This window comes from Paraperlucidibaca baekdonensis, from assembly GCF_003387535.1.
Taxonomy (GTDB): Bacteria; Pseudomonadota; Gammaproteobacteria; order Pseudomonadales; family Moraxellaceae; genus Perlucidibaca; species Perlucidibaca baekdonensis.
The window spans coordinates 161,839-187,962 of the sequence record NZ_QUNR01000003.1; the positions used below are offsets into that span (position 1 = coordinate 161,839).

A 26,124-nucleotide genomic window follows, 5' to 3' on the forward strand; every position below is an offset into this window, starting at 1 on the left:
AGCACGACCTCTGTCCTCAGCTTTTCGGCAGCGTCAGCATCACGGACAAGCCATGCGGCTTGATGTTATCCGCCGTGAGTGAGCCACCGTGGGCCTTTACAGCGTGTTGCGCGATGGCCAAGCCAAGCCCGTAGCCACTGCGCTGACGAGACTTATCGGTGCTCTCGCCGCGATAAAATGGCTCAAATATGCGCGACAGATCGGCCTCGGCAAGGCCAGGCCCGCCATCGCGAACACTGAGCTGTATGGCATCAGCATTTTCGCTGAGATAAACGCTGATCATGCTGCCATCTGCGCCGAACTTGACGGCATTGCGAATGATATTCTCAATGGCGCGGCCGATCAGTGTTTCATCAAGCATGATCGTGAGCGCTGACGGGCCGGCGAAGGTTATGCGCGTGCCGGTCGTACCCAGCTCATAGCGTGCATCATCGACAATACTGGCGACTAGCTCGCTGAGATCGGTCGATTGGCGATGGAGTACCGCCGCCGGATTCTCTAGTCGAGACAGTGTCAGCAGCTCGCCAATCAGCGTGTCGAGGCGCTCCGATTCGGTTCCAATGCGCCTGAGGCTGGCTTGTAGTGCCTCAGGCGATTGCTGAGCAATGCCAATGGCCATTTGCAAGCGCGCAAGCGGCGAGCGCAACTCATGCGAGACATCGTGCAATAGGCGTTTTTGCGCCTGAATTTGCTGCTGCAACTGCGTTGCCATTTGGTCAAATGCTACGCCTAAGTCGGCGAGTTCATCGCGGCGGCCATCCATCTCGGCAGCCACGCGAGTGTCGAGATCGCCGTGCGCAATTTGATGTAAGGCGTGGCGTAAATGGCGGATGGGTTTTGCCAAATACCAAGCAATCACCGCGCTAAACGCCAGACTGGCGAGCAGCCCGATGAGACCGAGCCAGTAAGGTTGGCGACCAGGTGGCTGGGGTGGTTTAAGGCCGGCTTGCAAGCGCAGTTCGCGCCGCATCTGCCGCCATTGCCGGCGCTCATCAGGGCTAATGACGCCGTCGTTAAACAGCTCAGGATTGGCCGCCAGCAAGGCTTGTGTGGCCTCGGCGCGCGCGCGGTCGCGTTCATGATTAACCGCCACCCCGACAATGACACTCGCGCTGATCAAGGCCAGCCAAAAGCCCAGCAAGAGCTTCCAAAATAAACGGCCCATCAGTCGGCTCGCAGTTGGTAGCCTTGGCCACGCACAGTCACGATTAACCCGCCGGGCTCGCCAAGGGCGCTGAGTTTTTGGCGAATGCTGCTGATGTGCACGTCAATGCTGCGGTCATAGCGCATGAGCTTGCGGCCTAGAGCTAGCTCAGAGAGTTGGGCTTTGCTGACGATGCGCCCGGCGTGGCTGATCAGTGCTTCGAGCAGGCTAAATTCGGTGCTGGTGAGCTCGAGCGAGTGGTCATGCCAATGCGCGCGGCGTTGCATTGGTGCTAGCGTTAAGCCGCCGCTGCTCAGTGGTGTATCGGGGTTGCTGTTGTCGCCGCGGCGCAAAATGGCACGAATGCGCGCGAGAATTTCCCGCGGTGAGCAAGGCTTCGGCACGTAATCATCGGCGCCCAGTTCAAGGCCAATAATACGATCGATGTCGTCGCCTTTCGCGGTCAGCATGAGCACCGCAATCGCGCTGTGTTGGCGGATTTTCCGCAAGGTCTCGATGCCGCTGATGCCGGGCATCATGACGTCGAGAATGACCATCTGAAAGCGCCCGCTAAGCGCTAAGGCCGCGCCCGACTCACCATCATGCGCGGTTTCAGTACTGATGCCCTCGGCAGATAAATACGTCGCGAGCAGTTCGGTGAGTTCGCGATCATCATCGACAAGTAAAATCGGTTGCATAGCGAGACTCGGCGCGTGTGTGTGGGCTAATGATACGGCCTTGGTGCCGGCGTATCGGCACCTTTACTTAGCTTTACAGTGCCCTTAACGCAAGTTTACGCGGCGCGTTGGCACACTGCGGTCACGGATCACCACTGATCTTATTAACTCTGAGGATATAACGATGTTGAAGAAAACACTGACTGCGCTCATGGCGGTATCGGCACTATCGATGGCTCTGCCCGCAACGGCACAAGCTGGATGGTTTAGCTCAGATAAGGCGGCGCATGATCGTCATCACGAGAAAGGCCCGCGCGAGGGCATGCGCGAGCTGAAATTAACCGATGCACAAAAACAGCAAATGCGCGACATACATCGCGAGCAACGCCAAGCGTTTCGGGAAAAAATGCACACTATTTTAACACCAGAGCAGCGCGAGATTGCCGCGAAGCATGAGGCGAAGCGCAAAGCGCATCGTGACGAAAAAGCTAGAGATTGAGTCCGGCGGTGCCCTGAGTGGTACCCCGCAGACTGTAGAAAGACAAAAGGGTTAACTGTTTCCAGTTAACCCTTTGTTTTATATGGTGCGCCCAGAGAGATTCGAACTCCCGACCCCCAAGTTCGTAGCCTGGTGCTCTATCCAGCTGAGCTATGGGCGCATCGTTGTGGCCGCGCATTATGCGTATCGGCCTATTCATCGTCAAGCGTATTTGGTTGAAAAAACAACGGTCAAACACACGATGAAAAATGGCGGAGAGTAAGGGATTCGAACCCTTGAGGGGCTTTTGACCCCTACTCCCTTAGCAGGGGAGCACCTTCGGCCTCTCGGTCAACTCTCCGTCAAGGTGGGCGATGATACAGAGGCCGGCACGGATTGAAAAGCCTTAGCGGACAATTTGCTGCGTGAAAACTGGTCAATGCCATCGCAGCCGAAATGATTGCTTAAATTAACGGCTAATTTTGTGCAACTAGGTCGTGGCGCAAGCGCGTCAACTTGAGACTGACTGAGACGTCCGTATAATGGACGTTTTCGTTATAAGGGATTTTTATGCTGGATTTATCGCAGAAATGGTTAGGTAACACCCTCGAAGAGTGGGCGTATGCACTCGCGCTGGCACTCAGCATCAACGTGATTTTAGGCTTAATCAAATGGGTCATTATTACTCGTGGCGCCAAGCTCGCCGCGCGCACTAGCAGCAATGTCGACGATGCACTGATTGAAATCGCCAAGCGTACCAAGCAGTTTTTGATCCTTGGTGTGACTTTGATGATCGGTACGCGCTACCTAGAGCTCTCCGATCAAATCGACAAAACACTGATTACCGTGGCCACCGTGTCTGGCTTCTTGCAGCTTGGCCTTTGGCTCAATGGCGGTCTGAGCTTCTGGATCGAGACCTATCGCAGCAAAAATAGCGAAGGGGCGGCGGCCACGAGCTTGGGCGCTGTCTACTTCATCGGTAAAATTTTGCTGTGGGCGATTGTCTCCATGCTCATGCTCGACAACCTCGGCGTTGATGTGACCGCCTTGGTCGCCGGTCTCGGTGTCGGTGGTATCGCGGTGGCTTTGGCGCTGCAAAACATCCTTGGTGACTTGTTCGCCAGTTTGTCGATTGTCATCGATAAACCGTTTGTCATTGGCGATACCATCTTGGTCGATACCTACTTTGGCACAGTCGAGCATGTGGGCTTGAAAACCACCCGCCTGCGCAGTGTTACTGGTGAGCAAATCATTGTTTCTAATAGCGATTTGCTGAAAACGCGGATTCGTAACTATAAGCGTATGGAAGAGCGTCGCATGCTGTTTACATTTGGCGTGACGTATCAAACGCCAGCGGAGCAGCTGCGTAAGATTCCAGCGATGGTGCAAGAGATGGTTGAGTCGGTGCCCAGTGCGCGCTTTAACCGTGCGCATTTCCGCGGCTTTGGCGACTCCTCGCTAGACTTCGAGGTGGTGTACTGGATGACCGAGCCTGACTACGCTGTGGGCCTGGGTGTGCAGCAGGACATCAACTTGGCGCTGTTTACGCGCTTTGAAGAAGAGGGCATTGAGTTTGCATACCCCACACAAACGCTGTTTGTGCAGCCGCAAAGCAGCGAGCCATTGCACGTGAAAATGGCCGCCGCAAAAGGTGATGCCGCGTAATTGATGTGGATATAAAAAACGGGCCATTTGGCCCGTTTTTTTATGTGTGGAGGTTTAGCGTTGTTATGGTGCGACGGTGGGGTTGGCGCCAGTGACTAAGCTAAGTCCAGTGTATTGTTCTTGCGTGCCTTGAACAGATGGAAGTACAGGGAGCGACGTCAAAAAGGTTGCTGCGCTAGTGGTTGCATTTAAGGTGCTATCAACTGCATAAACCGATGGTGTAGACGCAATGGTAAAGACAGCAACGCCCTGCTCATTGGAAGGGTTAATGTCATAGCCATTCACTCTGGTAACACCCGAGACACCCAATGCACGCACTGTGGTGACGGTGCCTGCATTTGCGTTGAGTGCATAGGTATTGCGAGTATCCATGCCGAATAAGCGCGTTGGCGGCGTCATAGAGCGTTCATCCGTGTATGCAGCGCCAGTTAAGACGAGAGGCTCTGTGCAGCCCGTAGCAGCCGGGGTGCCACAGTTTAAGCTATCGTCTTGCAAAGTAGCTGCAATGGTTGGTGTTGCTGCTGTTACTGAGCTGTTGGCATCGATGGTGACACGCAGGTTTGTACCGTCACTGCCTAAAATGCGCAGTTTATCGACTGCTGGGTTGAAGTCGATGGTGTAGTTTGTGTTTGGATTCAGCACGATATTTTGATCGGTTGTTGGCGGCATCGCGCTTGCGTCGCCAACAATCACGAGTCTGCCACGGCGAAAAACTGTGCCATTAATGGGATCAATTAGGATAATTCGACCCTCGCTGCCGACACGCGTTAGGCCGTACAGCAAGCCTTCAGCGTTACGATAGTCAATATCGAGGATCTCTTCGCCAACATCGAGTGCGTTGACACTACTCGTTGTACTCGTGTTTTGTGCAATCGCCGCTACCGTGCGCGCAAACTCGGTGTCATCTAAATCCACGCCAATGATGCGGTTGTTGCTGGTCAGCAAATAGGCATTGGCGGGGCTGACTTGGATGCGTGGGCCATCATTATTTGACCCGCCGCCACAGGCGCCGAGCAGGCCAGCACCGGCCATGAGAGCGAGGCCGTAGGCCAGTGGTTTGACTGGAAATTGCATAGGTAATCCTGTGGTTAGCGCAGCAGTTGCGCGTGATGGTGTAGGTGGTCAGCAATAAAGCTGCTGATAAAATAATAGCCGTGATCATACCCGCTCTGACGGCGCAGCGTTAGCGGCTGGCCAGCGGCCAAACACGCCGCTTCAAAGCGGGCCGGGTGTAGCTGATTGATGAGAAACTGATCATCTAAGCCCTGATCAACGAGCAGTGCGGTGGTGCGTTGACCATCTTCGACTAAGGCGGTGGCGTCATAGGCGCGCCAGCTGCTGCGGTCATCGCCCAAATAGTGGCTGAAGGCTTTTTCGCCCCAGGGGCAGTCGCTGGGCGCTGCAATTGGTGCAAAGGCCGACACCGACTGAAACAGCGCCGGGTTTTTTAGGCCAATGGTCAGCGCGCCGTGGCCGCCCATGGAGTGACCCATGATGCCCACGTGCTCAGCCTGTGCGGAAAAGTGCTTGAGAACTAGCTCGCGCAGCTCCAGCACATAGCTGCCCATGCGGTAGTGTTTAGCCCAGGGTTGCTCAGTGGCATCGAGGTAAAAGCCGGCACCGACGCCGAAATCCCAGTAATCACGATCGCCGGGCAGTTCGATATCGCGCGGACTGGTGTCACAGGCCACCAGCATCAAACCGAGCTCAGCGGCGATTCGCTGCGCACCGGCTTTGACCATAAAGGTCTCATCCGTGCAAGTCAGGCCGGCCAGAAAAAACACCACCGGCACGGAGCCATGAGCGGCTTGCGGTGGTTGATAGACCGAGAAGCGCATGGGCAGGCCAATGGCGCTGGAGTCATGCATGTAAAAGCCTTGCACGCCACCAAAACAGGCATGTTGGCTGCGCGTTGTGAACGCTTCGCTGGTGCTTAAAAAAGCCACATTAAAACTCCACGACCGAGCGGATCGACTCGCCGGCCTTCATCAGCTCAAAGCCTTTATTGATGTCGTCGAGCTTGAGTTTATGCGTGATCAGCGAGTCGATATTGATTTTGCCTTCCATATACCAGTCGACGATTTTCGGCACATCGGTGCGGCCGCGCGCGCCACCGAAGGCCGAGCCTTCCCATTTGCGCCCGGTCACTAGCTGAAATGGCCGTGTGCTGATTTCCGCGCCAGCTTCAGCCACGCCAATGATGATGCTGCGGCCCCAGCCTTTGTGTGTGCATTCGAGGGCATCGCGCATGACTTTGGTGTTGCCGATGCATTCGAAGCTGTAGTCGGCACCGCCATCGGTCAGTTGCACAATGGCGTCGACCACGTTTTCCACATCGTTCGGGTTAATAAAATGCGTCATGCCAAACTCGCGCGCCATTTTTTCGCGCTCGGGGTTTAAATCGACACCGATGATTTTGCCCGCGCCGACCATTTTCGCGCCCTGAATGACATTGAGGCCGATACCGCCGAGACCGAACACCACCACGTTGGCGCCGGCTTCCACGTTTGCCGTAAACAACACTGCGCCAATACCCGTGGTGACGCCGCAGCCGATGTAGCAGACCTTATCGAAGGGCGCGTCTTCGCGGATTTTTGCCAAGGCGATCTCCGGCACCACGATGTAATTTGAGAAAGTCGACGTGCCCATGTAGTGAAATAAATCTTGGCCATTGAGCGAAAAACGTGAGGTGGCGTCGGGCATAAGACCGCGACCTTGCGTGCTGCGGATGGCTTGGCAGAGATTGGTCTTTTGCGATAGGCAAAATTTACATTCGCGGCACTCAGGGGTGTAGAGCGGAATCACGTGATCGCCCTTGCGCAATGACTTCACGCCAGGGCCCACATCAACCACTACGCCGGCGCCTTCGTGGCCCAAAATCGACGGGAAAATGCCCTCAGGATCGGCACCGCTGAGCGTGTAGTAGTCGGTATGGCAAATGCCCGTGGCTTTAATTTCCACCAACACTTCACCGGCTTTCGGGCCCGCTAAATCGACGGTTTCAATGGTCAGGGGTTGGCCGGCTTTCCAGGCCACAGCAGCGCGCGTTTTCATAAAAGTACTCATTTTGAAGATGGCCTAAACCATAGCAAGTGCAGGCGTAAGCGTCACCCATGCAAGCGCTTAAAGACTGAGCGATTGCCGTGGGCAAAAAAAAGCGAGAGCAACGGTTAAGCTACTCTCGCTGAAGTCAGCAGGCGCTGGCGCCTGCGACAGATCACCGTTTACGGCAAGGTGGGTGCAGCAGGCACGCCTAAGTCAGGCAGACCAGTGGGTAGGCCCGCGCCACCACCGGAGAGCAGCGCTTGGATGTTGCTAGCCAAGGTTTGCAGGTCGGCGGCGCTCGGCAGCGTGGGCGGAATGCTCAGGCTGGGCGGCGTGCCGGCCACGGGGTAGTCGAGCGCGATCAGGCTATTGCCGTTGGCGCGTTCTTCACCGAGCAGATATTCGCCGGCGGGCACATCGTAGTAGAACGTGGCAGGTGCCGACTTCAACAGCGAGGCAGCGCTTGGCGCATCGGCTGGTAAGCCAGGCAAGCCGGGCACTTGGTCCAGACCGGGAATGTTCTCCGCGCCAGGAATGGCCGATGTCAGGCTGCCGAGCTGTGCACCGAGCAGTTTGCCGCCCACGTCATCGATGGCGCGGCCCAGTGTTTCGGTGCCGAGGTTATGCCAACGTACAGCCATGATGTTGATGGTGCCGGTTTTCACGGTATTGACCGCGTAGCCAGCCGTCATGCCCAGTCGTGAGTCGAGCTGCAATAAGCTGCCGAAGTCTTGGCCATTGAGCGAGCCGGCGGCTTGGAAGGGCAGTGGCAAAGGCAGCGGATTGCCGTTGTTACCCACCACAGGCTCCACGCGACGGATATTCAGCGGGCCAATAGGCAGTGCATTGAGCACGGGCGCTAAGAGCTGGCTGGCCGCTGAGTCTACTGCGCCACCCCGGGTGACTTGCACGCCGTAGGAGTTTACCGCAGGGGCTTGTGTGGAAAGGTCAGCTAAACCGGTGTCGAGCGGTAAGGGCAATTGACCGGTCAAACCGGATAGGCCAGGAATGCTCGCCAAGGGGCTAGCCGCCGTGGCTTCGCGGGGCTTCTGGTCGTTTAAGTTGCCGAGTGCGTCATAGGCGACTTGGAAAATATCCATGGCCGTGGCGCGGGTCGGGAACTGGCCGGCATTGAGCGGATAGGCAAAGGTGTAGCTGGCGTTGGTGGCCAGCGTTTTGCCTTGCACATTCTCCGTGGTGGTCACGAGATTTACATTGGTGCAACGACCAAAGAATGTCGATAAGCAGGTGCCGGTGATTTTCACTTCAATCGACAACGGTGCCTGAATGACGATGGTGTCATTCACCGTGTGCTGATCGAGTGCCGTGGCGATCACCGCATCGACATCAGTGGTGTTGGTGATGGTGAACGATTGCCCGCGACTGACACCGGCGGTGATGAACGGAATAATCACCGTGCCTTCGGTGACGGTGTTGTTGGTGGTTTTCACGTAGTTATTCAGGCTGCGGACATTGTGCGGCAGGATCCAAGGGCCGAGATCGGGCACGGCATAGGTGGCCACCAAATAACCTACGGTGGTGGCTAGACCATAGGCATTGAAGAGGTCATCAAGCGAGGGTTGACCACCGCTGGCAAAGGGAATGCCGCCGCCGGGCAGACTGCCAGCACCGGGTAGGCTATCGAGGCCAGGGATGCCATCTAAGCCGGGAATACCATTGGGTAAGCCATTTGGCAGGCTGGGTGCGGCACCGGCGCTGGTCAGTGAGCCCATCAGGAAGCTGATGAGGTCTTGCGACATGTCTGCCATTTCGGGGCTTTGTTCACCGCCGGGGGTGAGCGTGCCGAAATCGCTTAAAAACTTGGTCAGCTCCAATGACAGTGGCGCGGGCAAGTCACGCCCCATGGTCAGTGCAGTAAGTGCCGCCGCGGCCTGAGTGGGGTCAAGTAACGAGCCGCCAGCTAAGGGGTTGTTATCGCCTAATGCCGCCAATGGGCTATCGGCAGGTGCCGCAGGCAGGTTCTCGCTGATGGGGGTGGTAATCGCTCCCAAGGGGCTTTGTGCGAGCGCGCCTTGTAGCGAGCTGAGTGCGCTATCGAGCGGGCTGGTGAGCTGCGCCGGTAATGGAATCGGTAATGACGACAGGCTGAAAGCAGCCCATGAGGCGCTGGCGGTTAATGCCAGGGCAACCACTAAACTTTTTTTCTTCTTGGTATGAGTCTCATGACTTGGGGGTGCGACATCCTTGACGACAAGATGAACCCATCTGGGCAAGTAGGAATTTACCCGTGTATAGTTAAAAAGACCACTTTTGTTGGTTATTTGTTATACAAATGTAAAGATTTTCGTCGGCAGACGAGTGGTGATGGGTTTTAGTCGAACGGACATCTGTTTGATTTAAAAGGCGCTGAGTTCGCCCATGAGCCAGTGTTTTTGCCTGTGCGCAGCTTCAATGAGGTGATGCGCCACCTCGGTGACGCGCTTTAAGCGCCGCAAGTCCTCGCTATACGACAGCCAAAAGTGCCGCGTAATGCGCACGGTATCGGCCAAGACAGCGACTAAGCGCGGATCTTGCTCGGCGACAAAGCACGGCAATATAGCCAACGCACGGCCTTGCAGCGCGGCGTGGTATTGCGCCAAGGTGCTGGTGCAGCGCAGGCGGCTGCGGGCATTGGCGACAATGTCATTGAGGTAGAGCAGCTGTGGACTAAACGCCAAGGCTTCCACGTAATGAATAAAGTCGTGTGCTTTGAGGTCATCGATGCTGGTGATGCGCGGGTGGTGAGCGAGGTAGTCGGTCGTGGCGTAGAGCTTGAGGCGATAGTCGCAGAGTTTGCTGGTCACATAAGGCCCACGCGCGGGGCGCTCCAGCGTGATGGCAATATCGGCTTCACGCCGCGACAGGCTAACAAAGTGCGGCACCGGCAAGACATCGATGGAAATATTTGGGTAATGATCTTGGAAATTGGCCATTTGCGGGGCCACAAAATAGGTGCCAAAGGCCTCGGTGCAGCCGATGCGCACATGCCCAGAGAGTGCACTGCCGGTACCGGAGACTTCGGCGTGCGCGGCCTCCATGGCGGCTTCCATGGTCTCGGCATGACGCAATAAGTGCTGGCCGTCGACGGTCAGTGTGAAGCCGGTGCTGCGCGATTTATCAAACAATAGCGCGCCTAAGCTTTCTTCAAGGCTGCGGATACGTCGCGCCACCGTGGTGTAATCCACGCCTAAGCGCCGTGAGGCAGCGCTGGCGGTGCCGGCGCGGGCGACTTCGAGAAAAAAGCGCAGGTCATCCCAGTTCAGGTTTTTTTGCATATCAATTAGGACTTATTTCCGGTTCATATTGCATTTTAGCCTGTATATAGTGTTTGTGAACTTACACAAGGCCTATCGCTATGTCGCACGCTATCCCCACCGTGAAACTGCTCATCAATGGTGAGTTTATTGAGTCGACAACCACGCAATGGCGCGATGTTGTTAACCCCGCCACACAAGAAGTTTTGGCGCGTGTGCCGCTAGCGACTGAAGACGAGCTCAATGCCGCTGTGGCCGCTGCGAAAGCCGCGTTTAAAACCTGGCGCAAAACGCCGATTGGCGCGCGCGCTCGCATCTTTTTGAAGTACCAACAGCTCATTCGCGAAAATACCGCTGAGGTCGCCGCGCTACTGACCGCTGAGCAAGGCAAAACCCTGCCCGATGCCGAGGGCGATATTTTTCGTGGCTTAGAGGTGGTTGAGCACGCCGCAAACATCGGCTCGCTGCAAATGGGCGAAATTGCTAACAACGTCGCCAATGGCGTGGATACCTACACCTTGCAGCAACCGCTTGGCGTTTGTGCTGGTATTACGCCGTTTAATTTTCCCGCGATGATTCCGCTGTGGATGTTCCCGATGGCCATTGCCTGTGGCAATACCTTCGTGCTGAAACCTTCTGAGCAAGACCCGATGAGCACTATGCGCTTGGTCGAGCTGGCGGTTGAGGCCGGCATCCCCGCCGGTGTACTGAATGTGGTGCATGGCGCGGTCGACACCGTCAATGGCCTGTGTGACCACCCTGACATCAAGGCGATTTCCTTCGTCGGCTCCACGAAAGTCGGCACGCACGTTTACCATCGCGCCACGGCCAGCGGTAAGCGCGCGCAATGCATGATGGGCGCGAAAAACCACGTGGTGGTGTTGCCCGATGCGCCCAAAGAGCAAACGCTCAATGCCTTAGCCGGTGCCGGTTTTGGCGCCGCCGGTCAGCGCTGCATGGCCTCGTCGGTGGTGGTGCTGGTTGGTGAGGCGCGCGAATGGGTCGATGAGCTCGCTGAGCGTGCAAAAACCCTGAGCGTTAATGCCGGGCATATTGCCGGGACCGAGATTGGCCCGGTGATTTCCTGCGCCGCGAAAGCGCGCATTGAGTCGCTCATTGAGGCTGGCATTGCCGAAGGTGCACGACTCGTGCTCGATGGCCGTAACCCTGTGGTCAAAGGCTATGAGAACGGCAACTTTGTTGCGCCCACGCTGTTTGCTGGCGTGAAGCCGGGCATGCGCATTTATGACGAAGAAATTTTTGGCCCCGTGCTTTGCGTGGTCGAAGTCGACACGCTCGATGACGCCATCGCACTAATTAATGCCAACCCTAATGGCAATGGCACTGGCCTATTTACGCGCTCTGGCGGTGCCGCGCGGCATTTCCAAGAAGAGATCGATGTCGGTCAGGTCGGCATTAACGTGCCGATTCCGGTGCCCGTGCCACTGTTTTCTTTTACCGGATCGCGTGGCTCGAAACTCGGCGATCTTGGCCCCTATGGCAAGCAAGTCGTGCTGTTCTACACGCAAACCAAAACCATCACCGCGCGTTGGTTCGACGAAGATGCGGTGAGCACCGTCAACACCACCATCAGCCTGCGTTGAGGGGGCTGGCGTGAACTTTGAACTGAGCGATGATCAGCTTGCCTTTGTGCAGGTGGCGCGTGATTTTGCCCGCCACGAGCTCGCACCGCATGCCGCGCAATGGGATGCCGAGTCCATGTTTCCGGTTGAGGCCATTCGTCAAGGTGGTGCGCTCGGTTTTTGCGGCTTGTACTCGCCGGAAGCGCAGGGCGGCTTAGGCCTCTCACGCCTCGATGCGGCCTTGGTGTTTGAAGAGCTCGCGGCGGCTGACCCGTCCACGGCGGCATTTTTCACCATCCATAATATGGCGACCTGGATGCTCTGCAGCTGGGGTCAGCCAGCGCTCACCGCCGAATGGGGCGAGCGCTTGACCTCGGGCGCGCAGCTGGCCTCGTATTGCTTAACCGAGCCCGATGCCGGCTCCGATGCTGCGCAATTAAAAACTTCAGCGCGCCGCGACGGCGACGACTACGTGCTCAATGGCAGCAAGATGTTCATCTCCGGCGCGGGTAGCACCGACATGTTGGTGGTCATGGCGCGCACCGGCGCACCTGGCGCTAAGGGCATTTCGGCGTTTGCCGTTCCGGCCACGCTCGCCGGCATTCGCTACGGCAAGAAAGAGGAAAAAATGGGCTGGAATAGCCAGCCCACGCGTGCCATTTTTTTCGATAACGTGCGCGTGCCGGCGGCCAACCGCCTAGGTGAAGAGGGCGAGGGATTCCGCATTGCCATGAAAGGGCTCGATGGCGGCCGCATCAATATCGCCACCTGCTCAGTGGGTGCTGCCCAAGGTGCGTTGACCGCCGCGCAGGCCTATTTGGGCGAGCGCAAGCAATTCGGGAAAGCACTCGCCGAGTTCCAAGCGCTGCAATTTCGCCTCGCCGACATGGCCACCGAGCTTGTCGCGGCTCGCCAGATGATTCGTCTCGCGGCCAGCAAGCTCGACGCCGGCCATCGTGACGCCAGCACGTATTGCGCGATGGCTAAACGCTTCGCCACCGACGCCGGCTTCACGATCTGCAATGACGCCCTGCAGCTGCACGGCGGCTACGGCTATTTGCGCGATTATCCGCTCGAGCGATTAGTGCGCGACTCCCGTGTGCATCAGATTTTGGAAGGCACCAATGAGATCATGCGGGTGATTATTGCCCGCCGTATGCTCGAGGCCGATGCGCCCGAGGCGATTCGTTGATGCAAACGCGTTAAAAACGCGGCCCTGATGCCGTCTCAGCCTGACCTAAAAAAGAGAATAATTATGACTACTACCATCGCATTTATCGGCCTCGGCAATATGGGTGGTCCCATGGCCATCAACCTGCAAAAAGCCGGCTTTAAAGTCTGCGCCACCGATTTATCGAGCGATGCACGTGCGCGCGTGGCGGAGGCTGGCGTTTGCGTGGTCGATAGCGCCGCGCAGGCCATTGAAGGCGCTGAAGTGGTGATTTCCATGCTGCCGGCGAGTCATCATGTTGAGGGTTTATACCTTGGCAAGGACGGCTTATTGGCGCAATTAGATACCTCGGTGCGCGTGATTGATTGCAGCACCATTGCCCCCGAAAGTGCCCGCAAGGTCGCCAAAGCCGCTGCTGAGAAGGGCATTAGTCTGATTGATGCGCCGGTCTCCGGCGGCACAGCCGGTGCGACCAACGCCACGCTGACGTTTATTGTTGGCGGTGATCTAGATGCCTTTGAAGCCGCCAAGCCCTTACTCGCCGCCATGGGCAAAAACATCTTCCACGCCGGCGGCCATGGCGCCGGACAAGTCGCGAAAGTCTGCAATAACATGCTTTTGGCCATCCACATGATTGGCAGCGCTGAGGCGCTGAACTTAGGCGTGAGTTTAGGCCTCGATGCCAGCGTGTTGTCGGACATCATGAAGCAAAGCTCAGGCGACAATTGGTCCTTGCAGAAGTACAACCCCATGCCTGGCGTGATGGACGGTGTGCCGGCCAGCCGTGATTACAGCGGCGGTTTTGGCACCGACCTGATGCTCAAAGATCTAGGCTTGGCCAGCGATGCCGCGCTTGGCGCACAAGCGCCCATTCCGCTCGGTGGTTTAGCGCGCCAGCTCTACGCTGTGCATAGCGCCGGTGGCAGCGGTGGCCTGGATTTCTCCAGCATTGTGCGGATGTTACAAAAGGCTTAAGACGCTGCGATCGGTGTTAATAAGTGATAGGGTCTGTGTTCGTTGCAGCTTTCGGGTTGTTTTTCAGGAGTGCATGTTTGCGCTGAGTCTTTAAAGGGCGCAAAAAAGGGTTTGGTTTGTTTATAAAAAAAATAGGCGGTGTGCTGATCTGCGCGAGTGCGTTGGTTGGCGGTGCGGCGCAGGCAGCGACCAATGCGTTATCGGTCGGTGTCTGGGCTAATTTCGAATACAAGCCGGGCGACCCCAAAGATCGCGAAGATGGTGGCACGCTAGGCAATGAGGCCATCATTTTATATGCCGATGGCGCCGCCGACGAAGGCGAGGGCATTTGGTCTTATTCGGCAGAGTTTCGCGCCGGCCCGGGCAGTTTTACCGACAAAGCCAATAACTCCACGGGCGACCAAACGGCGCTGCATAAAGCCTGGGTAGGCTTTAAATTTCCACACTATGGCACGCTGCGGGTCGGTAAAAGCCAAGTGCCATTTGGTTGGAAAACCGGCAACTTCTGGCCTGGCGACTTGCTGCAAGCCGGTTACGGCGACCAGATGGATGTTGGCCTGAAGCTCAGTGGCGAACGCCAGCGCTGGCAATACGACCTTGCCTATTATCATGCCGATGACTGGGGCTCGAAAAGCACCGATACCGTCGATGACAATGGCCATTGGGGCAGCTCCACGACGTATCGCAAAGTGAAAACCGTGGTCGGCAATGTCGGCTACGACATCGCGCCGGGCCAGACCGTGGCTTTTTCCACGCAATACGGCGGCTTACAAGATCTGACCGGCCTCTCGGCCAATGAAGATGTCGACGGTAGCCATCGTGCCTGGGTGGCCTATTACGTGGGCACATTTGATACCACCACGCTAAAAGCTTCCTATATCGATATGGCGCGCGAGCTGCCCAACAACGTGCTCGTGCAAGCGGCTGGCAATGGCACTGTATTGGCGCGTGATATTCGCAATACGCGATTGTCGGCCGAGATTAGTCACGGTATTGGCGACTGGTTGTTCTACCTCGATGCCACGCGCGCACTGCCCAACACCCGTGGTAGTAGTGCCAGCGGCGTCAATGCCTTTGCGCCGGGCATCCGCTACGACTACGGCCCAGGTTGGATCTACCTCGAATACCTCAATCAAACCGGCGGGATTGACCGTAACGGGCAAGTGTCCGAGGGCGATTTTGATGCGATTTATGTGTCGATGGACTTTTACTTATGAGCCCATCTCCGAAGCATAATCAGGAGTCTGACATGACCGATAAAACCCCCGACAGCGTCTACAGCACGGATTATGAAGTCGGCCAAGACAATGTCCGTTGGCTAGGTTTAGACATGCACAACCCGGTGTTTTTCACGAGCGCCTTTTTGGTGGTGTTTTTTGTGGTGGGCACCATTATGTTCCCGCAAGCCGCCAACGAGATGCTGACGGCGGCGCGCGACTGGAGCATAAACTACTTCGACGGCTTGTTTATGGCCGCCGGTAATTTCTTCGTGCTGTTTTGTTTGCTCGTCATTGTGTTGCCCATGGGCCGTATTCGGCTCGGTGGCGATGAGGCTAAGCCGGAGTTCTCACGGCTATCGTGGTTCGCCATGTTGTTTGCTGCGGGCATGGGCATTGGTCTGATGTTTTGGAGTGTTGCGGAGCCGGTGGCGTATTACACCGACTGGTTTGGCACACCGCTTAACGTCACCGCAAATACCCCGGAGGCGGCCAATGCGGCCATGGGCGCGGTCATGTATCACTGGGGTTTTCACCCCTGGGCAATATACGGCGTGGTGGCCTTGGCGTTGGCGTTTTTCACCTTCAATCACGGCTTGCCGCTGACCATTCGTTCGGCGTTTTATCCGTTATTAGGCGAGCGCTGCTGGGGCTGGCCGGGACATATCATCGATACCTTAGCGGTGTTGGCGACGATTTTTGGTCTGGCCACGTCACTGGGGTTTGGTGCTAAGCAAGCCGCCAGCGGCCTGCATTTTTTGTTTGATATTGACCCCGGTTTAAACACGCAAATTGCCATCATCATTGGCGTGACGGCGGTTGCCACGATGTCTGTTGTGCGTGGCATCAATGGCGGGCTGAAGCTGCTCAGCAACATCAATATGCTGCTGGCACTGGCATTGCTGGTGTTTATGATTGTGCTCGGTGCCGGCTTCGGTATTTTTGGTCAAGTCGCCGATACTGCTATCAATTACGCCACACATATTTTGCCGTTAAGCAGTTGGACAGATCGCGACGACGATACGTGGATGCATGGCTGGACGGTATTTTATTGGGCTTGGTGGATTTCCTGGTCGCCGTTTGTTGGCATGTTCATTGCGCGCATATCGCGCGGTCGCACCGTGCGTGAGTTTCTCATTGCGGTGTTGCTGGTACCCACGGCGGTGACTATTTTGTGGATGGCCGCGTTTGGCGGCACGGCGCTTGAGCAAGTGCAAGCCGGTGTGGGGCGCTTGTCTGGCGGCATCACTGAGGTCTCATTGTCGTTGTTTCAGGTCTTAGAAAACCTGCCATTGGCCTCCGTGACCTCGTTTCTCGGGATTGTCTTGGTGCTGGTGTTTTTTATTACTTCATCAGACTCGGGCTCGTTGGTGATCGATAGCATCACCGCCGGTGGCAAGGTCGATTCGCCCGTAACGCAGCGGGTGTTTTGGGCGGTAATGGAAGGCACGATTGCCGGCGCATTACTTTTTGGTGGCGGCAAAGAGGCGCTCAATGCCTTGAAAGCTGGTGCGGTATCGACCGGCCTGCCATTTACGCTTTTGCTGCTGGTGATGTGCGTGAGCCTGTTTATTGCCTTGCAACGCGAGGCGAATGCGCGACGCCGCTAGTGTTAGCGCAGGCGCTGGTCTAGAGTGCTGGCTTGATGATTTGAGTAGGCACTTATGAGCTGGCTATATTTGCTGTTGGCGGGGGTGTTTGAAATTGGTTGGCCGGTGGGTCTGAAAATGGCCCAACAGCCTCACCAGCGCTGGCTTGGCATTGCCATTGCGGTTGGTTTTATGTGCATCAGCGGGCTGCTGCTGTGGCTTGCGCAGCGGCAAATTCCTATCGGCACAGCCTATGCCATTTGGACAAGCATCGGGGCGGTCGGTACGTTTGCCATTGGCGTGATGTATTACGGCGACCCGAGCTCGTTGGCGCGCTATGCCGGCGTGGCATTGATTATTGCGGGTGTGGTGACACTGAAGTTATCGCAGCCTTAACTCACTCGTCGTTGGGCCAGGCGACATGCTCTTTGTAAAAGAAGTCTGCGGCCGCTTTCAACACACTAATTTCTGAGCGTAAGAGCGCAATGTGTTGCTTGAGGAGTTCTATTTCACGGTGTAATGCTTCTGTGCCTTCAACGGTGATTTCTGACTCTTCAGCGTTTTGCTGTGTGTGCATAAGCAGGACTACTTTCGTTTTGTCTGATGTCTTAAATACAGGGAGTAACACGCCGACCTATCAGCTACCACGGGCGCTAGTCTATCGCGGCGGGCAAACGCCACTTTAGTGTAATTTTGTAAGAGCGCAGGCCGAGAATTTCAGCGTAACAGTGATTGTTTGATGCGTTGTGTAACGCTCTGTGTATTATTTATTGGTTTTCGTAAATCGGATGCAAAAATCCTCCTAATCAACGATTTGTGGCTAATCCGATGTGTAATTATTTGTAGTCTTTACATGCTCGTCATTACATCTTGCAAACTGATACATCAGATTGCTCCTCGTAAAGTTGCGTTAACTTAATCGAGGAGATTGTCATGGCTGCTTTAACCCCTTTTATACGTCTCAGCTCAGCATTGAGCTTGGCTATGGTATTGGCTGCTTGTGGTGCAGATTCAAAAGATTTCAATGCGGGTAATGACTCGAGCCCAGAGGTCACGCCACCAGCGGCAAAGGTCATGTGTGCCGATGTGCTAATAAACGATGCGGAAGGCGCCAAAGCGATCTTACAAGCTGAGCCGTATAATACGCTGATCCCAGAACTGGTGTTGGCCATTACCGATCCGGCGCAGCAAACCACGATTGATTTATTTGCGCCAATTAAGCAATTTCAAACGCTAGGGACCAGTCAGCAGTGCGAGCTGTCATTGTTCGTTGCCTACTTAACAGCGGCTGACGACATGGGCGTGCTGTCGCCATTGGTGATGTCTATTAACACCATCGTGGTGGGCTTAAATAAAGGCATGGCGCCCAATGAGATTGCGCTCGGCTTGACGTCGTTACTGGCGTTAGGCGAAGACGGCGGTGCGACTCAGGGGCTTATTAGCTCGGTGAATCAACTCACAGGCAATTTACTCGGCGACAGTTTACTGAGCCCAGTCAATGACTTGCTTGGTTTTCTACTGAATCCGCAAGATGGTGTCTTGGCGCCATTAACCAGTGTGGTGGATCAGCTCACCGATAAAGAAAGCGGTGCTTTAGGGGCGCTATCGAGCCTCGTTGATGAGCTCGTCAATACAGATAATCAAGCCTTGAACCCATTGATTAGCATCCTAAATGCGGTCTTAGGTGGCAGTGAAAGCGGCCAGACGTCAGAGGAAATTGCTGAGGGTTTGTTGGCATTAGCCAATGGTCAGCTATTTACCAAAGCTATCTTAGCCATGGTGCCATTCTTTGGTGAGCAATTGAGTGAGGTTGCACCTGTTGCGGCGCCTCAGTTCAAGCCAGATAGCACATCAACCATGAGCTCATCCGCACCGAGCACGTCGGGCACAACGCAAGCGCCCAGTGTGCCGGTTTTGGGTGAGGTGCTGGAGCAAGTGCCCGTGCTCGGGCCGCTGCTCAATCAGCTACTCGGTGGTCTGCTTGGCGGTTTACTGGGCGGCTTGGTGCCCAATTAAGGATGATGGAGTGACACCGAGTGTTCATTCAGGCCGCAGGGATTGCGGCCTTTTTATTGGGCTATTGCAAGTGATGCGCTAAGGGGCTATTACAGGTATTCACAATTTCTGCAAATGTAAGGAGTGTCACGTGTTTAGCCACATCATGATCGGTGCAAATGATATGCAAGCCTCTAAGGCTTTCTACGATGCGATTTTAGGTGCGATGGGTCACGCCCCAGGCACCATGGACCCTAAAGGCCGCTGCTTCTACATGACCGACACCGGCATTTTTGCGCTCACCACGCCCATCAACGGTCAGCCCGCGAGTGGCGGTAATGGCAGCACGGTAGGCTTTGCTGCCAAGGATCCGGCCACTGCCGATGCCTGGCACGCTGCTGGCCTAGCCAATGGCGGCAGCCCCATTGAAGACCCACCCGGCGTGCGCGAGAGCCCATTGGGCAAACTGTACTTGGCGTATTTGCGCGACCCTAGCGGCAATAAAGTCTGCGCATTGCACCGCGTTAGCGAGTAAGACCGATGGATGTGCCAAGCCTAAAAACCAAAGTCAGTCCTGAAGAATGGCAGCTGCGCTGTGATTTAGCCGCGTGCTATCGCTTGGTGGCGCATTATGGCTGGAGTGACCTCGTGTTTACGCACATTAGCGCGCGTATTCCGGGGCCTGAGCATCATTTTCTCATCAACCCGTATGGCTTGATGTTTGATGAAATCACCGCCTCATCATTGGTGAAGGTCGATGCCGAGTGCAACAAAGTCATCGACTCGCCATTTCCGGTCAACCCGGCTGGTTTTGTCATTCATTCGGCGGTGCATGAAGCGCGCGAAGATGCCGGCTGTGTGCTGCATACGCACACGCGTGCCGGTGTTGCGGTGAGTGCACAGGCCGCTGGGGTGTTGCCGATTTCGCAGCAATCGACATTTGTGTTGGCAGGCTTGGCGTATCACGCCTACGAGGGTGTGGCATTTCGCGATGATGAAAAGCCGCGCTTGCAGGCCGATCTGGGTAGCGCGAACTTTCTCATGCTGCGCAATCACGGTCTGTTGACCGTTGGGCCGAGCATTGGCGATGCCTTTTTGAGCATGTATGTGTTTGAAAGTACCTGTCAGATTCAGCTCTCGGCGCAAGCCGGTGGGCCACTGACCGAGGTTGATCCGCAGATTGTTGCGGGGGTGGCTGAGTCCATGCGCGTGCAAACGAGTGGCTTAGGTGGCGCGTTTGTGTGGCCGGCATTGCTGCGCAAGCTCGACCGGCTCGGTGCTGATTACGCGCGCTAAGCACCACGCCGATATTGACTCGGCGTGGTGCCCGTCCAGCGCTTAAAGGCGCGGGTGAAATTCGCCACATCGGAATAGCCCAGCTGCTCAGCGATGCGTTCAATGCTTTGTGATTCGTGCCGCAACAGCAGTACCGCGCGCTGGCGGCGTAAATCTTCCAAAATATCGCTAAAACTGGTGCCATCTTGCGCGAGTTGGCGTTTTAGCGTGCGCTCCGACATGCACAAAATGCTAGCCACCGCCTCAACGCTGCGAAAGCCCTCGGCGTCATCGTGAATGAGCTCGCGCACCTGCCGAACAAAGCGGTTGGTGTGACCAATCGCCACCAGCTCGCGCTCGCATTGCTCAATGGCCAGCTGGCTGGAGCTGGCATCGGCCATTAGCAAGGGCGCATCCAGATACGCCTTTGCAAAGCGGATGACATTTTCAGGCTGCCCATACTGAATCTGCGCCGGCAAAATATGGCTGAATTCGGCAAAGCGCGGGTTTTCCGGGATGTCGATATCGGCGATGCCGTAGAGCGTCTCGCCGGTCAGCACTTGCGCCATTTGGCCCAGACCGACCATCAGCGCCGCCACGGCGGTATCGCGCAGGGGCTGCAGGTTTAAGTCGCAGCTCAAATACAGCCGCGCTTCATCGTTGTGAGTCTCAAGACGCAGCGCAAAGCCCATTAAACGCAGGCTAATGAAGCGTTCAGCGAGCTCAATGGCCTGCGCCACGGTATCGGCGGTCATGGCAGCAAAACCGATGAAGCCGTGGCTGGAGAGCTTCATCTGCATGCCAATATAAAACGGTAGGCCGGGCTCCTCGGTGAGCTCAAGTGCGCGCGTGTAAATGCCATTGACGACATCGAGCGGGAGCCGCAGGGTTGGCGCCGTGAGTTGCTCGCGATCTAGGCCGGCGGGCGCTAATAGCTCGCTTTCATTGACATGCCAGCGCTTCACCACATCGAGCAAGAGCAAAACATAGGCGGCGGGCAGGCCAGGGTGGGACTCAGTAAACGATGACATTGTGTAATGGCACATAATGACAAGAAGATGGCACAAACTAACCTGCTACTTCGATGCAGACAAGGGCACATTAATCACTTCAACAACGACTGATTGAGGTTTCACCATGACTGCTGCCCAAACCGCTATTTCCCCCACGCTCTCGGCCAATCGCCAACCGGCTGGCGCGCGCGTTGGCATTCCACCCCGTCGTGTGATGATGAATTTAGACACATCCGATGCTGGCTACTGGTATGCCGATAGCCCATTTTTGACCTATTTTTGGTCGGCATTTTCGGTGTTGTTGCCCGAGGGTGAGCAATTTTTTGTGAATGCCGTGCGTCATTATCGTGACCAGATTACCGATGCCGATCTAAAAGCGGCCATCTCGGGCTTTATTGGTCAGGAAGCGCTGCACACGCAGGGCCACCAAGTGCTCAACGACTTCATCAATGCCAAGCAACTTCCCGCTGCTGAGCTGGAGAGCCAGCTCAAGATTTTGCTCGATGCCGTCGCGAAAATTCATCCGCGCTTGAACTTGGCCATCACCATTTCGCTCGAGCATTTCACCGCGCTCTTGGGTGAGCAATTACTCGCTGAGGCCGACCACCACGGTGCGGTTGCCGAGGATATTCGTCCGCTGTGGATGTGGCATGCGCTGGAAGAGACTGAGCACAAGGCCGTAGCCTGGGATGTTTACCAGCAAACTGGTGGTGGTTATGCGCTACGTGCTGGCACCATGGCATTGACCACGGTAATTTTGGGTGGCGTGATGGCCTATTCGACCGGTCGCTTGATGCATGCCGATGGCAAGCTGCTGAATATGCGCGACAACCTCAAGGGTCTGCGGGCGTTGTTTGGCCGCCGTGGCCGCATGACGCGCTTGGCGCCGAAGTTCCTCGACTTCTTCCGCCCGAGCTTCCACCCCAACGACCACGACACCACCGCATTAGTGGCCGAATGGCGCGAGAAGCTATTTGGTGCCGATGGCTCGCTCAATGGCTTGCTCAAAGGCGCGAAGATTCATTAATTAGCGTCGATCAGAAACAAAGGGCTGGAGTAGCAGCTTCGCTAATGCCGAATCTGCCTCCGCCCTGAACGCTTCAATGCCAATCGGCATGGACTGTGGATCATCCATGGGGCGCGCCACATACGTGCCAAAGACGCGATCCCACCACGGGAAGTTAAAGCCGTAATTGGCGTTGGTTTCCGAGGGCCGAATGGAGTGATGCACGCGATGCATATCGGGCGTGACCACCACGCCGCGCAATAGGCGCTCAAGCCTGTGCGGGATGGATATATTGGCATGGTTAAAAATCGCCGTGGCATTCAGCACAATCTCAAACACCAGCACCACGCCGGGATGAATACCGAGCGCCCAAACCAACGCGATCTTGTAAAGCATGGAGCCGGCAATTTCGAGCGGATGAAAGCGCAGGGCCGTGCTCACATCGAGATCTATATCGCTGTGATGCATGCGGTGTAAGCGCCACAGCAGCGGCACACGATGCGATGCCCAATGCTGCGCATAAATGGCCAAGTCGAGCAGCAAAAATCCCAAGGGTGCAGCCAGCCATAAGGGCATATTGAGCAGACCAAAGAGCCCACCCTGTTGCGCGTAGACATCGGCGGCGACACCAACGGCCAAGATCGGCAGCAGCAGCCGAACGGCAAGGATGTCGACAACCAGCACGCCGAGATTATTGAGCCAGCGAAAGCCTTTGCGCACCGCGAGTGGGCGAAATGACAGGCGCCATTCGATCAGCCCCATGACACTAAAAACGCTGGCAAATATCAGCGCCCGAATAACCGCCTCAGACATTACATACCTCCGATGGGCAGGCTCTGCCACGCCTGCCAGAGCAGCTGTAGCGCAAGCGCACAGAGCAGCCAATTAAGCCCGCGATGAAAGCTGGCATCGGCGCGCCCAGACAGCCAACGCTCGCCCAGCCAGGTGCCAATAAAGCCACTCGCGATCATGGCGGCCAGCAGTGTCATCCACGGTAAAAAACTAAAGCCGAGAAAGCCAAATGCCGCAATTTTCACGCCATGTTGCAGGCTCATGCTGGCGGAAAAAGTCGCCATATGCGGCTGACGTGGCAGCGTTTGCGTTTTCAGCAAGGCTGCCACCAATGGCCCGGTTGCGCCAATAAACATACTAAGAAAACTAAACACGAGGCCGCCGAGCCACAGGCCGAGACGCTCGGTGCGCGCGGAAAATGTTGGCCATTTGCCCCAAGCGGCATAGAGGATAAATACGCTGAGGCCGGTGTAGAGCCAGTGACTGGGGAGCTCGCGCACGAGGCTGCCGCCAACCAGACCGCCGAACAGGGCACCCACGGTGAATGGCAGTACGGTAGACCAGCGGATATAACGCCAGAGCAGGGCGGTGCGGCCGACATTGGAGCCCAGCTGCACCACGCCATGGAGCGGGATGAGTGCGCTGGCGGGCACGAGCATGGCCATCACGCCGAGTAATAGCAGGCCGCCGCCAATGCCCAGGCCGGCGGTGAGCAGCGAGGTTAGCAGCGAGATGGCCATGAGGCCGAGTGCGACGGCGAGACTGATGCTCTCAGGAAGCCATGCCATGACGCGTTAGGGTGCAGGCGTAAAAGCTGGTGCTGTCGCGAGCAGTGCCTGTAATGCCTGCAGACGCTCAGTCAGCGCCTCGGCGGTATAGCGTTGCGCCGGATGCTTGCCCCAGATCGGGCCGGGCCAGGCGGCATCCGTTTGATGTCTGACGACAATATGCCAATGCAGTTGCGCCACCACATTGCCCAAATTCGCGACGTTCATTTTCTCGGCGGCAAAGGCCTGTTGCAGCGCCGCACTCAGCCATGAAGACTCGCGCAGGAGCTGGCTTTGATCATCCGGACTGAGCTCGTGGACCTCGCGCAGATCGGCGTGGCGGGGGACTAAAATCAGCCAAGGGTACTGCGCATCATTCATCAGCAAGCAGCGGCAAAGCGGAAAATCCCCGAGCGCGATGGTGTCGTTGGCTAGGCGTGCGTCGAGCGTAAACATGGCTAATTCCAAGCGATATAAAACGCCAGTGTAGGCTGCCCGCGCGTTCTGGGCTACTGGCGCGCGCCTTGCCTGTGCTAGTCTTAGGCCGTGATTTTTCCTGGCCAATGACTGTGGCGCGTATGATTTTTTGTGAGTCATTATGTCTGTGTCGCAGACCCACACCGTAAGCCTTACCTACGTCGAGCGTTTGCTGGCTGGTGCCGCGCGTCAGGGCATGAGCTTGCCCGAATTATTTGCCCACAGCGGTCTTGATTCGGCGCGTGCCAACGAGCGCAATGCCCGCATTAGCAGCACTGAGTTGATTCGCTTGATGCAAGAAGTGATGCGCCGCACCGGCGATGAGTTTATTGGCTTGGCGGCCGATTCGCGCTCCAAGCCCGGCACCTTCTCGATGATGGCGCATGCGGTCATCAATTGCGCAAATCTTGAGCAGGCTATCCGCCGCTCCAGTGCCTTTTATGAGCTGTTTGAAACCCCCACCGTGGTCGATTTGAGCGTTAACCAACACGAGGGTCAGCTGAATTTGTCATTGCGCCGTGATGAGCTGGTTGGCGATACCATTTTTGAGCTGATGAGCTTTGTCTCCGTGCGCTTTTGGAGCTGGTTGGTGGGTCAGCGTTTAAGCCCGCTGGTGATCGAGTTTGCTTTTGCGCCACCGCCCAGCGCCAACGAATTTGCCAGCCTATTTCGTTGCCCGGTGATTTATGGTGCTGATCATAATGTCATTCGCTTTCCGGCGAGTTGGCTGAGCTTGCCGCTGGCGCAAACGCCGCTGTCATTATCGCGCTTCTTGAAGGATTCGTTGGCGCAAATTATTGCCGGCCGTTCGCGGCCCATGGGCTTGGCCGAGCAGGTGCGCAACCGCTTGAGTTCCGACTATGGCAATGCCTTTCCGGACTTGCCAGAACTCTGCGCTTCCTTGTCGATGACGCCGCAAACCTTGCGTCGCCATTTAAAAGAAGAGGGCACCAGCTACCAGCGCATTAAAGATCAACTACGCGAAGAGGCGGCACGGTTTTATTTAGCCAAACCGGCATTAAGTATCGATGAGATCGCGCTGATGATGGGCTTCTCCGAAGCCAGCGCCTTTCATCGCGCCTTTAAAAAATGGACAGGCCAAACCCCGGCGAGCTGTCGCCGGCATTTATTAGGACTCTCTGAATGACCGATACCACCGCTCGCCTGTTAATTAATTGCCCCGATGCGCCAGGCATTGTCAGTGCCGTGTCGAGCTTTTTATTCGCGCATGGCGCCAATATCACTGACCTCGATCAGCACGCCACGGCGCCCACGGGCGGTACGTATTTTATGCGCCTTGAACTGCAAACGGCAGCCATACGCATTGACCGTGAGGCCTTAGAGGCAGCCTTTGAGGCCGAGGTAGCGAGTCGTTTTCAGATGAGCTGGCAGCTCACTTATGCCGTCGATCGCAAGCGCGTGGCGATCTTGGTGTCGAAACACGATCACGCCATGATGGAGCTGCTCTGGCGTTGGTCGCGTGGCACGCTGCCCTGTGAGATTGTTGCGGTGATTAGCAATCATGCGGATTTGCGCGAGGCGGTCGAGGGCTTTGGCGTGGCCTTTCATCATGTGCCAATAAGCGCCGAGACCAAGGCATTGGCCGAGGCCACGTTGGAAGAAAAACTCAGTGGCGTGGATTTGATTGTGTTGGCGCGCTACATGCAAATTCTCAGCGCCGACTTCACGGCGCGTTGGCCGCACCGGATTATCAATATTCATCACTCATTTTTGCCGGCATTTGTCGGTGCTAATCCCTACCAGCAGGCCTATGACAAGGGCGTGAAATTGATCGGCGCCACGGCGCATTATGTAACGGCTGACCTCGATCAGGGTCCAATCATTGAGCAAGATGTTGAGCGCGTGTCGCATCGCGATGAGGTCGACTCCTTGCGCGACATGGGGCAAGACGTGGAGCGGCAAGTGTTGGCGCGCGCGGTGCGCTGGCACTTGGAAGATCGCGTGCTGGTGCATGGCACAAAAACTATCGTGTTTGCTTAA

26 protein-coding genes and 2 tRNA genes are annotated in these 26,124 nt (G+C 56.3%); 14 read left to right on the forward strand and 14 right to left on the reverse strand.

Going from position 1 to position 26,124, the window contains the following annotated elements; all coding sequences use genetic code 11:
* Positions 1-16: 16 nt before the first annotated feature.
* Entirely contained in the window at positions 17-1,165 is a 1,149-nt protein-coding gene (locus DFR26_RS07305) for a sensor histidine kinase (protein ID WP_116208312.1), read from the reverse strand.
* Positions 1,165-1,842: a response regulator transcription factor gene (locus DFR26_RS07310; protein ID WP_116208313.1), complete on the reverse strand. Its 678-nt coding sequence runs from the start codon at positions 1,840-1,842 to the stop codon at positions 1,165-1,167. The genes DFR26_RS07305 and DFR26_RS07310 overlap by 1 nt, the downstream gene beginning before the upstream one ends.
* 163 nt (positions 1,843-2,005) lie before the next feature.
* On the opposite strand from DFR26_RS07310, the gene DFR26_RS07315 reads away from it, so the two are divergent.
* Positions 2,006-2,320 carry a hypothetical protein gene (locus tag DFR26_RS07315; protein WP_116208314.1) on the forward strand — a complete coding sequence of 105 codons (315 nt, stop codon included), beginning with the start codon at positions 2,006-2,008 and terminating at the stop codon, positions 2,318-2,320.
* Positions 2,321-2,403: 83 nt separating this feature from the next.
* On the opposite strand, the gene DFR26_RS07320 is transcribed toward DFR26_RS07315, so the two are convergent.
* Together DFR26_RS07320 and DFR26_RS07325 are read right to left on the reverse strand one after the other, a co-directional pair.
* A tRNA-Arg gene (locus tag DFR26_RS07320) sits at positions 2,404-2,480 on the reverse strand.
* Positions 2,481-2,569: 89 nt separating this feature from the next.
* Positions 2,570-2,660 (reverse strand) — tRNA-Ser (locus DFR26_RS07325).
* Between the two features lie 209 nt (positions 2,661-2,869).
* Between DFR26_RS07325 and DFR26_RS07330 the strand changes: the two genes are divergently transcribed.
* Positions 2,870-3,964 (forward strand): mechanosensitive ion channel family protein, encoded by a 1,095-nt coding sequence (locus tag DFR26_RS07330; protein ID WP_116208315.1) that lies wholly within the window; start codon positions 2,870-2,872, stop codon positions 3,962-3,964.
* A 63-nt stretch (positions 3,965-4,027) separates the two neighbouring features.
* On the opposite strand, the gene DFR26_RS07335 is transcribed toward DFR26_RS07330, so the two are convergent.
* The 5 genes from DFR26_RS07335 to DFR26_RS07355 all read right to left on the reverse strand — a co-directional run bounded on the left by DFR26_RS07335 (position 4,028) and on the right by DFR26_RS07355 (position 10,284).
* A complete protein-coding gene (locus DFR26_RS07335; RefSeq protein ID WP_116208316.1) occupies positions 4,028-5,038 on the reverse strand; it encodes a DUF4394 domain-containing protein in 1,011 nt (336 codons plus the stop codon).
* Positions 5,039-5,052: 14 nt separating this feature from the next.
* Positions 5,053-5,910, reverse strand: a complete 858-nt coding sequence (fghA, locus tag DFR26_RS07340) for an S-formylglutathione hydrolase (protein ID WP_281269886.1) — start codon at positions 5,908-5,910, stop codon at positions 5,053-5,055.
* Position 5,911: 1 nt separating this feature from the next.
* Positions 5,912-7,018: an S-(hydroxymethyl)glutathione dehydrogenase/class III alcohol dehydrogenase gene (locus DFR26_RS07345; RefSeq protein WP_116208317.1), complete on the reverse strand. Its 1,107-nt coding sequence runs from the start codon at positions 7,016-7,018 to the stop codon at positions 5,912-5,914.
* A gap of 170 nt (positions 7,019-7,188) precedes the next feature.
* Positions 7,189-9,162, reverse strand: a complete 1,974-nt coding sequence (locus DFR26_RS07350; RefSeq protein WP_116208318.1) for a hypothetical protein — start codon at positions 9,160-9,162, stop codon at positions 7,189-7,191.
* Positions 9,163-9,366: 204 nt separating this feature from the next.
* Positions 9,367-10,284 (reverse strand): LysR family transcriptional regulator, encoded by a 918-nt coding sequence (locus DFR26_RS07355; protein WP_116208319.1) that lies wholly within the window; start codon positions 10,282-10,284, stop codon positions 9,367-9,369.
* Positions 10,285-10,364: 80 nt separating this feature from the next.
* Here DFR26_RS07355 and DFR26_RS07360 point away from each other — a divergent pair, with 80 nt between their 5' ends.
* The 6 genes from DFR26_RS07360 (at position 10,365) to DFR26_RS07385 (ending at position 17,194) form a co-directional block, all read left to right on the forward strand.
* A complete protein-coding gene (locus tag DFR26_RS07360; protein ID WP_116208320.1) occupies positions 10,365-11,867 on the forward strand; it encodes a CoA-acylating methylmalonate-semialdehyde dehydrogenase in 1,503 nt (500 codons plus the stop codon).
* Positions 11,868-11,877: 10 nt separating this feature from the next.
* Positions 11,878-13,038: an acyl-CoA dehydrogenase family protein gene (locus tag DFR26_RS07365; protein WP_116208321.1), complete on the forward strand. Its 1,161-nt coding sequence runs from the start codon at positions 11,878-11,880 to the stop codon at positions 13,036-13,038.
* 27 nt (positions 13,039-13,065) lie between these two features.
* Entirely contained in the window at positions 13,066-13,992 is a 927-nt protein-coding gene (gene mmsB, locus DFR26_RS07370) for a 3-hydroxyisobutyrate dehydrogenase (RefSeq protein WP_116208322.1), read from the forward strand.
* A gap of 116 nt (positions 13,993-14,108) precedes the next feature.
* Complete coding sequence (locus tag DFR26_RS07375; RefSeq protein WP_116208323.1) at positions 14,109-15,209, forward strand: porin; 1,101 nt, start codon at positions 14,109-14,111, stop codon at positions 15,207-15,209.
* Positions 15,210-15,241: 32 nt separating this feature from the next.
* Positions 15,242-16,819, forward strand: coding sequence for a BCCT family transporter (locus DFR26_RS07380; protein WP_220375736.1), 1,578 nt, complete (start codon positions 15,242-15,244; stop codon positions 16,817-16,819).
* 54 nt (positions 16,820-16,873) lie between these two features.
* Positions 16,874-17,194: a DMT family transporter gene (locus tag DFR26_RS07385; RefSeq protein WP_116208325.1), complete on the forward strand. Its 321-nt coding sequence runs from the start codon at positions 16,874-16,876 to the stop codon at positions 17,192-17,194.
* A 1-nt stretch (position 17,195) separates the two neighbouring features.
* On the opposite strand, the gene DFR26_RS07390 is transcribed toward DFR26_RS07385, so the two are convergent.
* Entirely contained in the window at positions 17,196-17,375 is a 180-nt protein-coding gene (locus DFR26_RS07390) for a hypothetical protein (RefSeq protein ID WP_116208326.1), read from the reverse strand.
* A 356-nt stretch (positions 17,376-17,731) separates the two neighbouring features.
* On the opposite strand from DFR26_RS07390, the gene DFR26_RS07395 reads away from it, so the two are divergent.
* The 3 genes from DFR26_RS07395 to DFR26_RS07405 all read left to right on the forward strand — a co-directional run bounded on the left by DFR26_RS07395 (position 17,732) and on the right by DFR26_RS07405 (position 20,089).
* Complete coding sequence (locus DFR26_RS07395) at positions 17,732-18,814, forward strand: hypothetical protein (protein WP_147300280.1); 1,083 nt, start codon at positions 17,732-17,734, stop codon at positions 18,812-18,814.
* A 130-nt stretch (positions 18,815-18,944) separates the two neighbouring features.
* Complete coding sequence (locus DFR26_RS07400; protein ID WP_116208328.1) at positions 18,945-19,328, forward strand: VOC family protein; 384 nt, start codon at positions 18,945-18,947, stop codon at positions 19,326-19,328.
* 5 nt (positions 19,329-19,333) lie between these two features.
* Entirely contained in the window at positions 19,334-20,089 is a 756-nt protein-coding gene (locus DFR26_RS07405) for a class II aldolase/adducin family protein (RefSeq protein ID WP_116208329.1), read from the forward strand.
* Here DFR26_RS07405 and DFR26_RS07410 read toward each other — a convergent pair.
* Positions 20,086-21,099, reverse strand: a complete 1,014-nt coding sequence (locus DFR26_RS07410; protein ID WP_181899014.1) for a helix-turn-helix transcriptional regulator — start codon at positions 21,097-21,099, stop codon at positions 20,086-20,088. The two genes, DFR26_RS07405 and DFR26_RS07410, sit on opposite strands and share 4 nt — an antisense overlap.
* Positions 21,100-21,205: 106 nt before the next feature.
* Here DFR26_RS07410 and DFR26_RS07415 point away from each other — a divergent pair, with 106 nt between their 5' ends.
* A complete protein-coding gene (locus DFR26_RS07415) occupies positions 21,206-22,108 on the forward strand; it encodes a metal-dependent hydrolase (protein WP_181899015.1) in 903 nt (300 codons plus the stop codon).
* Here DFR26_RS07415 and DFR26_RS07420 read toward each other — a convergent pair whose 3' ends face one another.
* Genes DFR26_RS07420 through DFR26_RS07430 form a run of 3 tightly spaced genes read right to left on the reverse strand, consistent with a single transcriptional unit; the run spans position 22,109 to position 24,102 of the window.
* Positions 22,109-22,900, reverse strand: coding sequence for a sterol desaturase family protein (locus DFR26_RS07420; protein WP_116208331.1), 792 nt, complete (start codon positions 22,898-22,900; stop codon positions 22,109-22,111).
* Positions 22,900-23,667: a sulfite exporter TauE/SafE family protein gene (locus tag DFR26_RS07425; RefSeq protein ID WP_116208332.1), complete on the reverse strand. Its 768-nt coding sequence runs from the start codon at positions 23,665-23,667 to the stop codon at positions 22,900-22,902. The genes DFR26_RS07420 and DFR26_RS07425 overlap by 1 nt, the downstream gene beginning before the upstream one ends.
* Before the next feature lie 6 nt (positions 23,668-23,673).
* On the reverse strand, positions 23,674-24,102 hold the full coding sequence (locus tag DFR26_RS07430) for an HIT family protein (RefSeq protein WP_116208333.1): 429 nt from the start codon (positions 24,100-24,102) through the stop codon (positions 23,674-23,676).
* Positions 24,103-24,244: 142 nt separating this feature from the next.
* On the opposite strand from DFR26_RS07430, the gene DFR26_RS07435 reads away from it, so the two are divergent.
* Entirely contained in the window at positions 24,245-25,270 is a 1,026-nt protein-coding gene (locus DFR26_RS07435) for an AraC family transcriptional regulator (RefSeq protein ID WP_116208334.1), read from the forward strand.
* Positions 25,267-26,124, forward strand: a complete 858-nt coding sequence (gene purU / locus DFR26_RS07440; RefSeq protein ID WP_116208335.1) for a formyltetrahydrofolate deformylase — start codon at positions 25,267-25,269, stop codon at positions 26,122-26,124. Before DFR26_RS07435 ends, purU begins: the two co-directional genes overlap by 4 nt.

Bases quoted from the DNA above. Each gene is read 5' to 3' on its own strand.
- DFR26_RS07415 (WP_181899015.1), top strand. From the start codon at position 21,206: ATGACTGCTGCCCAAACCGCTATTTCCCCCACGCTCTCGGCCAATCGC.
- DFR26_RS07335 (WP_116208316.1), bottom strand. From the start codon at position 5,038: ATGCAATTTCCAGTCAAACCACTGGCCTACGGCCTCGCTCTCATGGCC.
- DFR26_RS07425 (WP_116208332.1), bottom strand. From the start codon at position 23,667: ATGGCATGGCTTCCTGAGAGCATCAGTCTCGCCGTCGCACTCGGCCTC.
- mmsB (WP_116208322.1), top strand. From the start codon at position 13,066: ATGCCGTCTCAGCCTGACCTAAAAAAGAGAATAATTATGACTACTACC.
- DFR26_RS07305 (WP_116208312.1), bottom strand. From the start codon at position 1,165: ATGGGCCGTTTATTTTGGAAGCTCTTGCTGGGCTTTTGGCTGGCCTTG.
- DFR26_RS07330 (WP_116208315.1), top strand. From the start codon at position 2,870: ATGCTGGATTTATCGCAGAAATGGTTAGGTAACACCCTCGAAGAGTGG.
- DFR26_RS07315 (WP_116208314.1), top strand. From the start codon at position 2,006: ATGTTGAAGAAAACACTGACTGCGCTCATGGCGGTATCGGCACTATCG.
- DFR26_RS07435 (WP_116208334.1), top strand. From the start codon at position 24,245: ATGTCTGTGTCGCAGACCCACACCGTAAGCCTTACCTACGTCGAGCGT.
- DFR26_RS07430 (WP_116208333.1), bottom strand. From the start codon at position 24,102: ATGTTTACGCTCGACGCACGCCTAGCCAACGACACCATCGCGCTCGGG.
- DFR26_RS07355 (WP_116208319.1), bottom strand. From the start codon at position 10,284: ATGCAAAAAAACCTGAACTGGGATGACCTGCGCTTTTTTCTCGAAGTC.
- DFR26_RS07380 (WP_220375736.1), top strand. From the start codon at position 15,242: ATGACCGATAAAACCCCCGACAGCGTCTACAGCACGGATTATGAAGTC.
- DFR26_RS07420 (WP_116208331.1), bottom strand. From the start codon at position 22,900: ATGTCTGAGGCGGTTATTCGGGCGCTGATATTTGCCAGCGTTTTTAGT.
- DFR26_RS07395 (WP_147300280.1), top strand. From the start codon at position 17,732: ATGGCTGCTTTAACCCCTTTTATACGTCTCAGCTCAGCATTGAGCTTG.
- DFR26_RS07390 (WP_116208326.1), bottom strand. From the start codon at position 17,375: ATGCACACACAGCAAAACGCTGAAGAGTCAGAAATCACCGTTGAAGGC.
- purU (WP_116208335.1), top strand. From the start codon at position 25,267: ATGACCGATACCACCGCTCGCCTGTTAATTAATTGCCCCGATGCGCCA.
- DFR26_RS07310 (WP_116208313.1), bottom strand. From the start codon at position 1,842: ATGCAACCGATTTTACTTGTCGATGATGATCGCGAACTCACCGAACTG.
- DFR26_RS07385 (WP_116208325.1), top strand. From the start codon at position 16,874: ATGAGCTGGCTATATTTGCTGTTGGCGGGGGTGTTTGAAATTGGTTGG.
- DFR26_RS07345 (WP_116208317.1), bottom strand. From the start codon at position 7,018: ATGAAAACGCGCGCTGCTGTGGCCTGGAAAGCCGGCCAACCCCTGACC.
- DFR26_RS07405 (WP_116208329.1), top strand. From the start codon at position 19,334: ATGGATGTGCCAAGCCTAAAAACCAAAGTCAGTCCTGAAGAATGGCAG.
- DFR26_RS07410 (WP_181899014.1), bottom strand. From the start codon at position 21,099: ATGTCATCGTTTACTGAGTCCCACCCTGGCCTGCCCGCCGCCTATGTT.
- DFR26_RS07360 (WP_116208320.1), top strand. From the start codon at position 10,365: ATGTCGCACGCTATCCCCACCGTGAAACTGCTCATCAATGGTGAGTTT.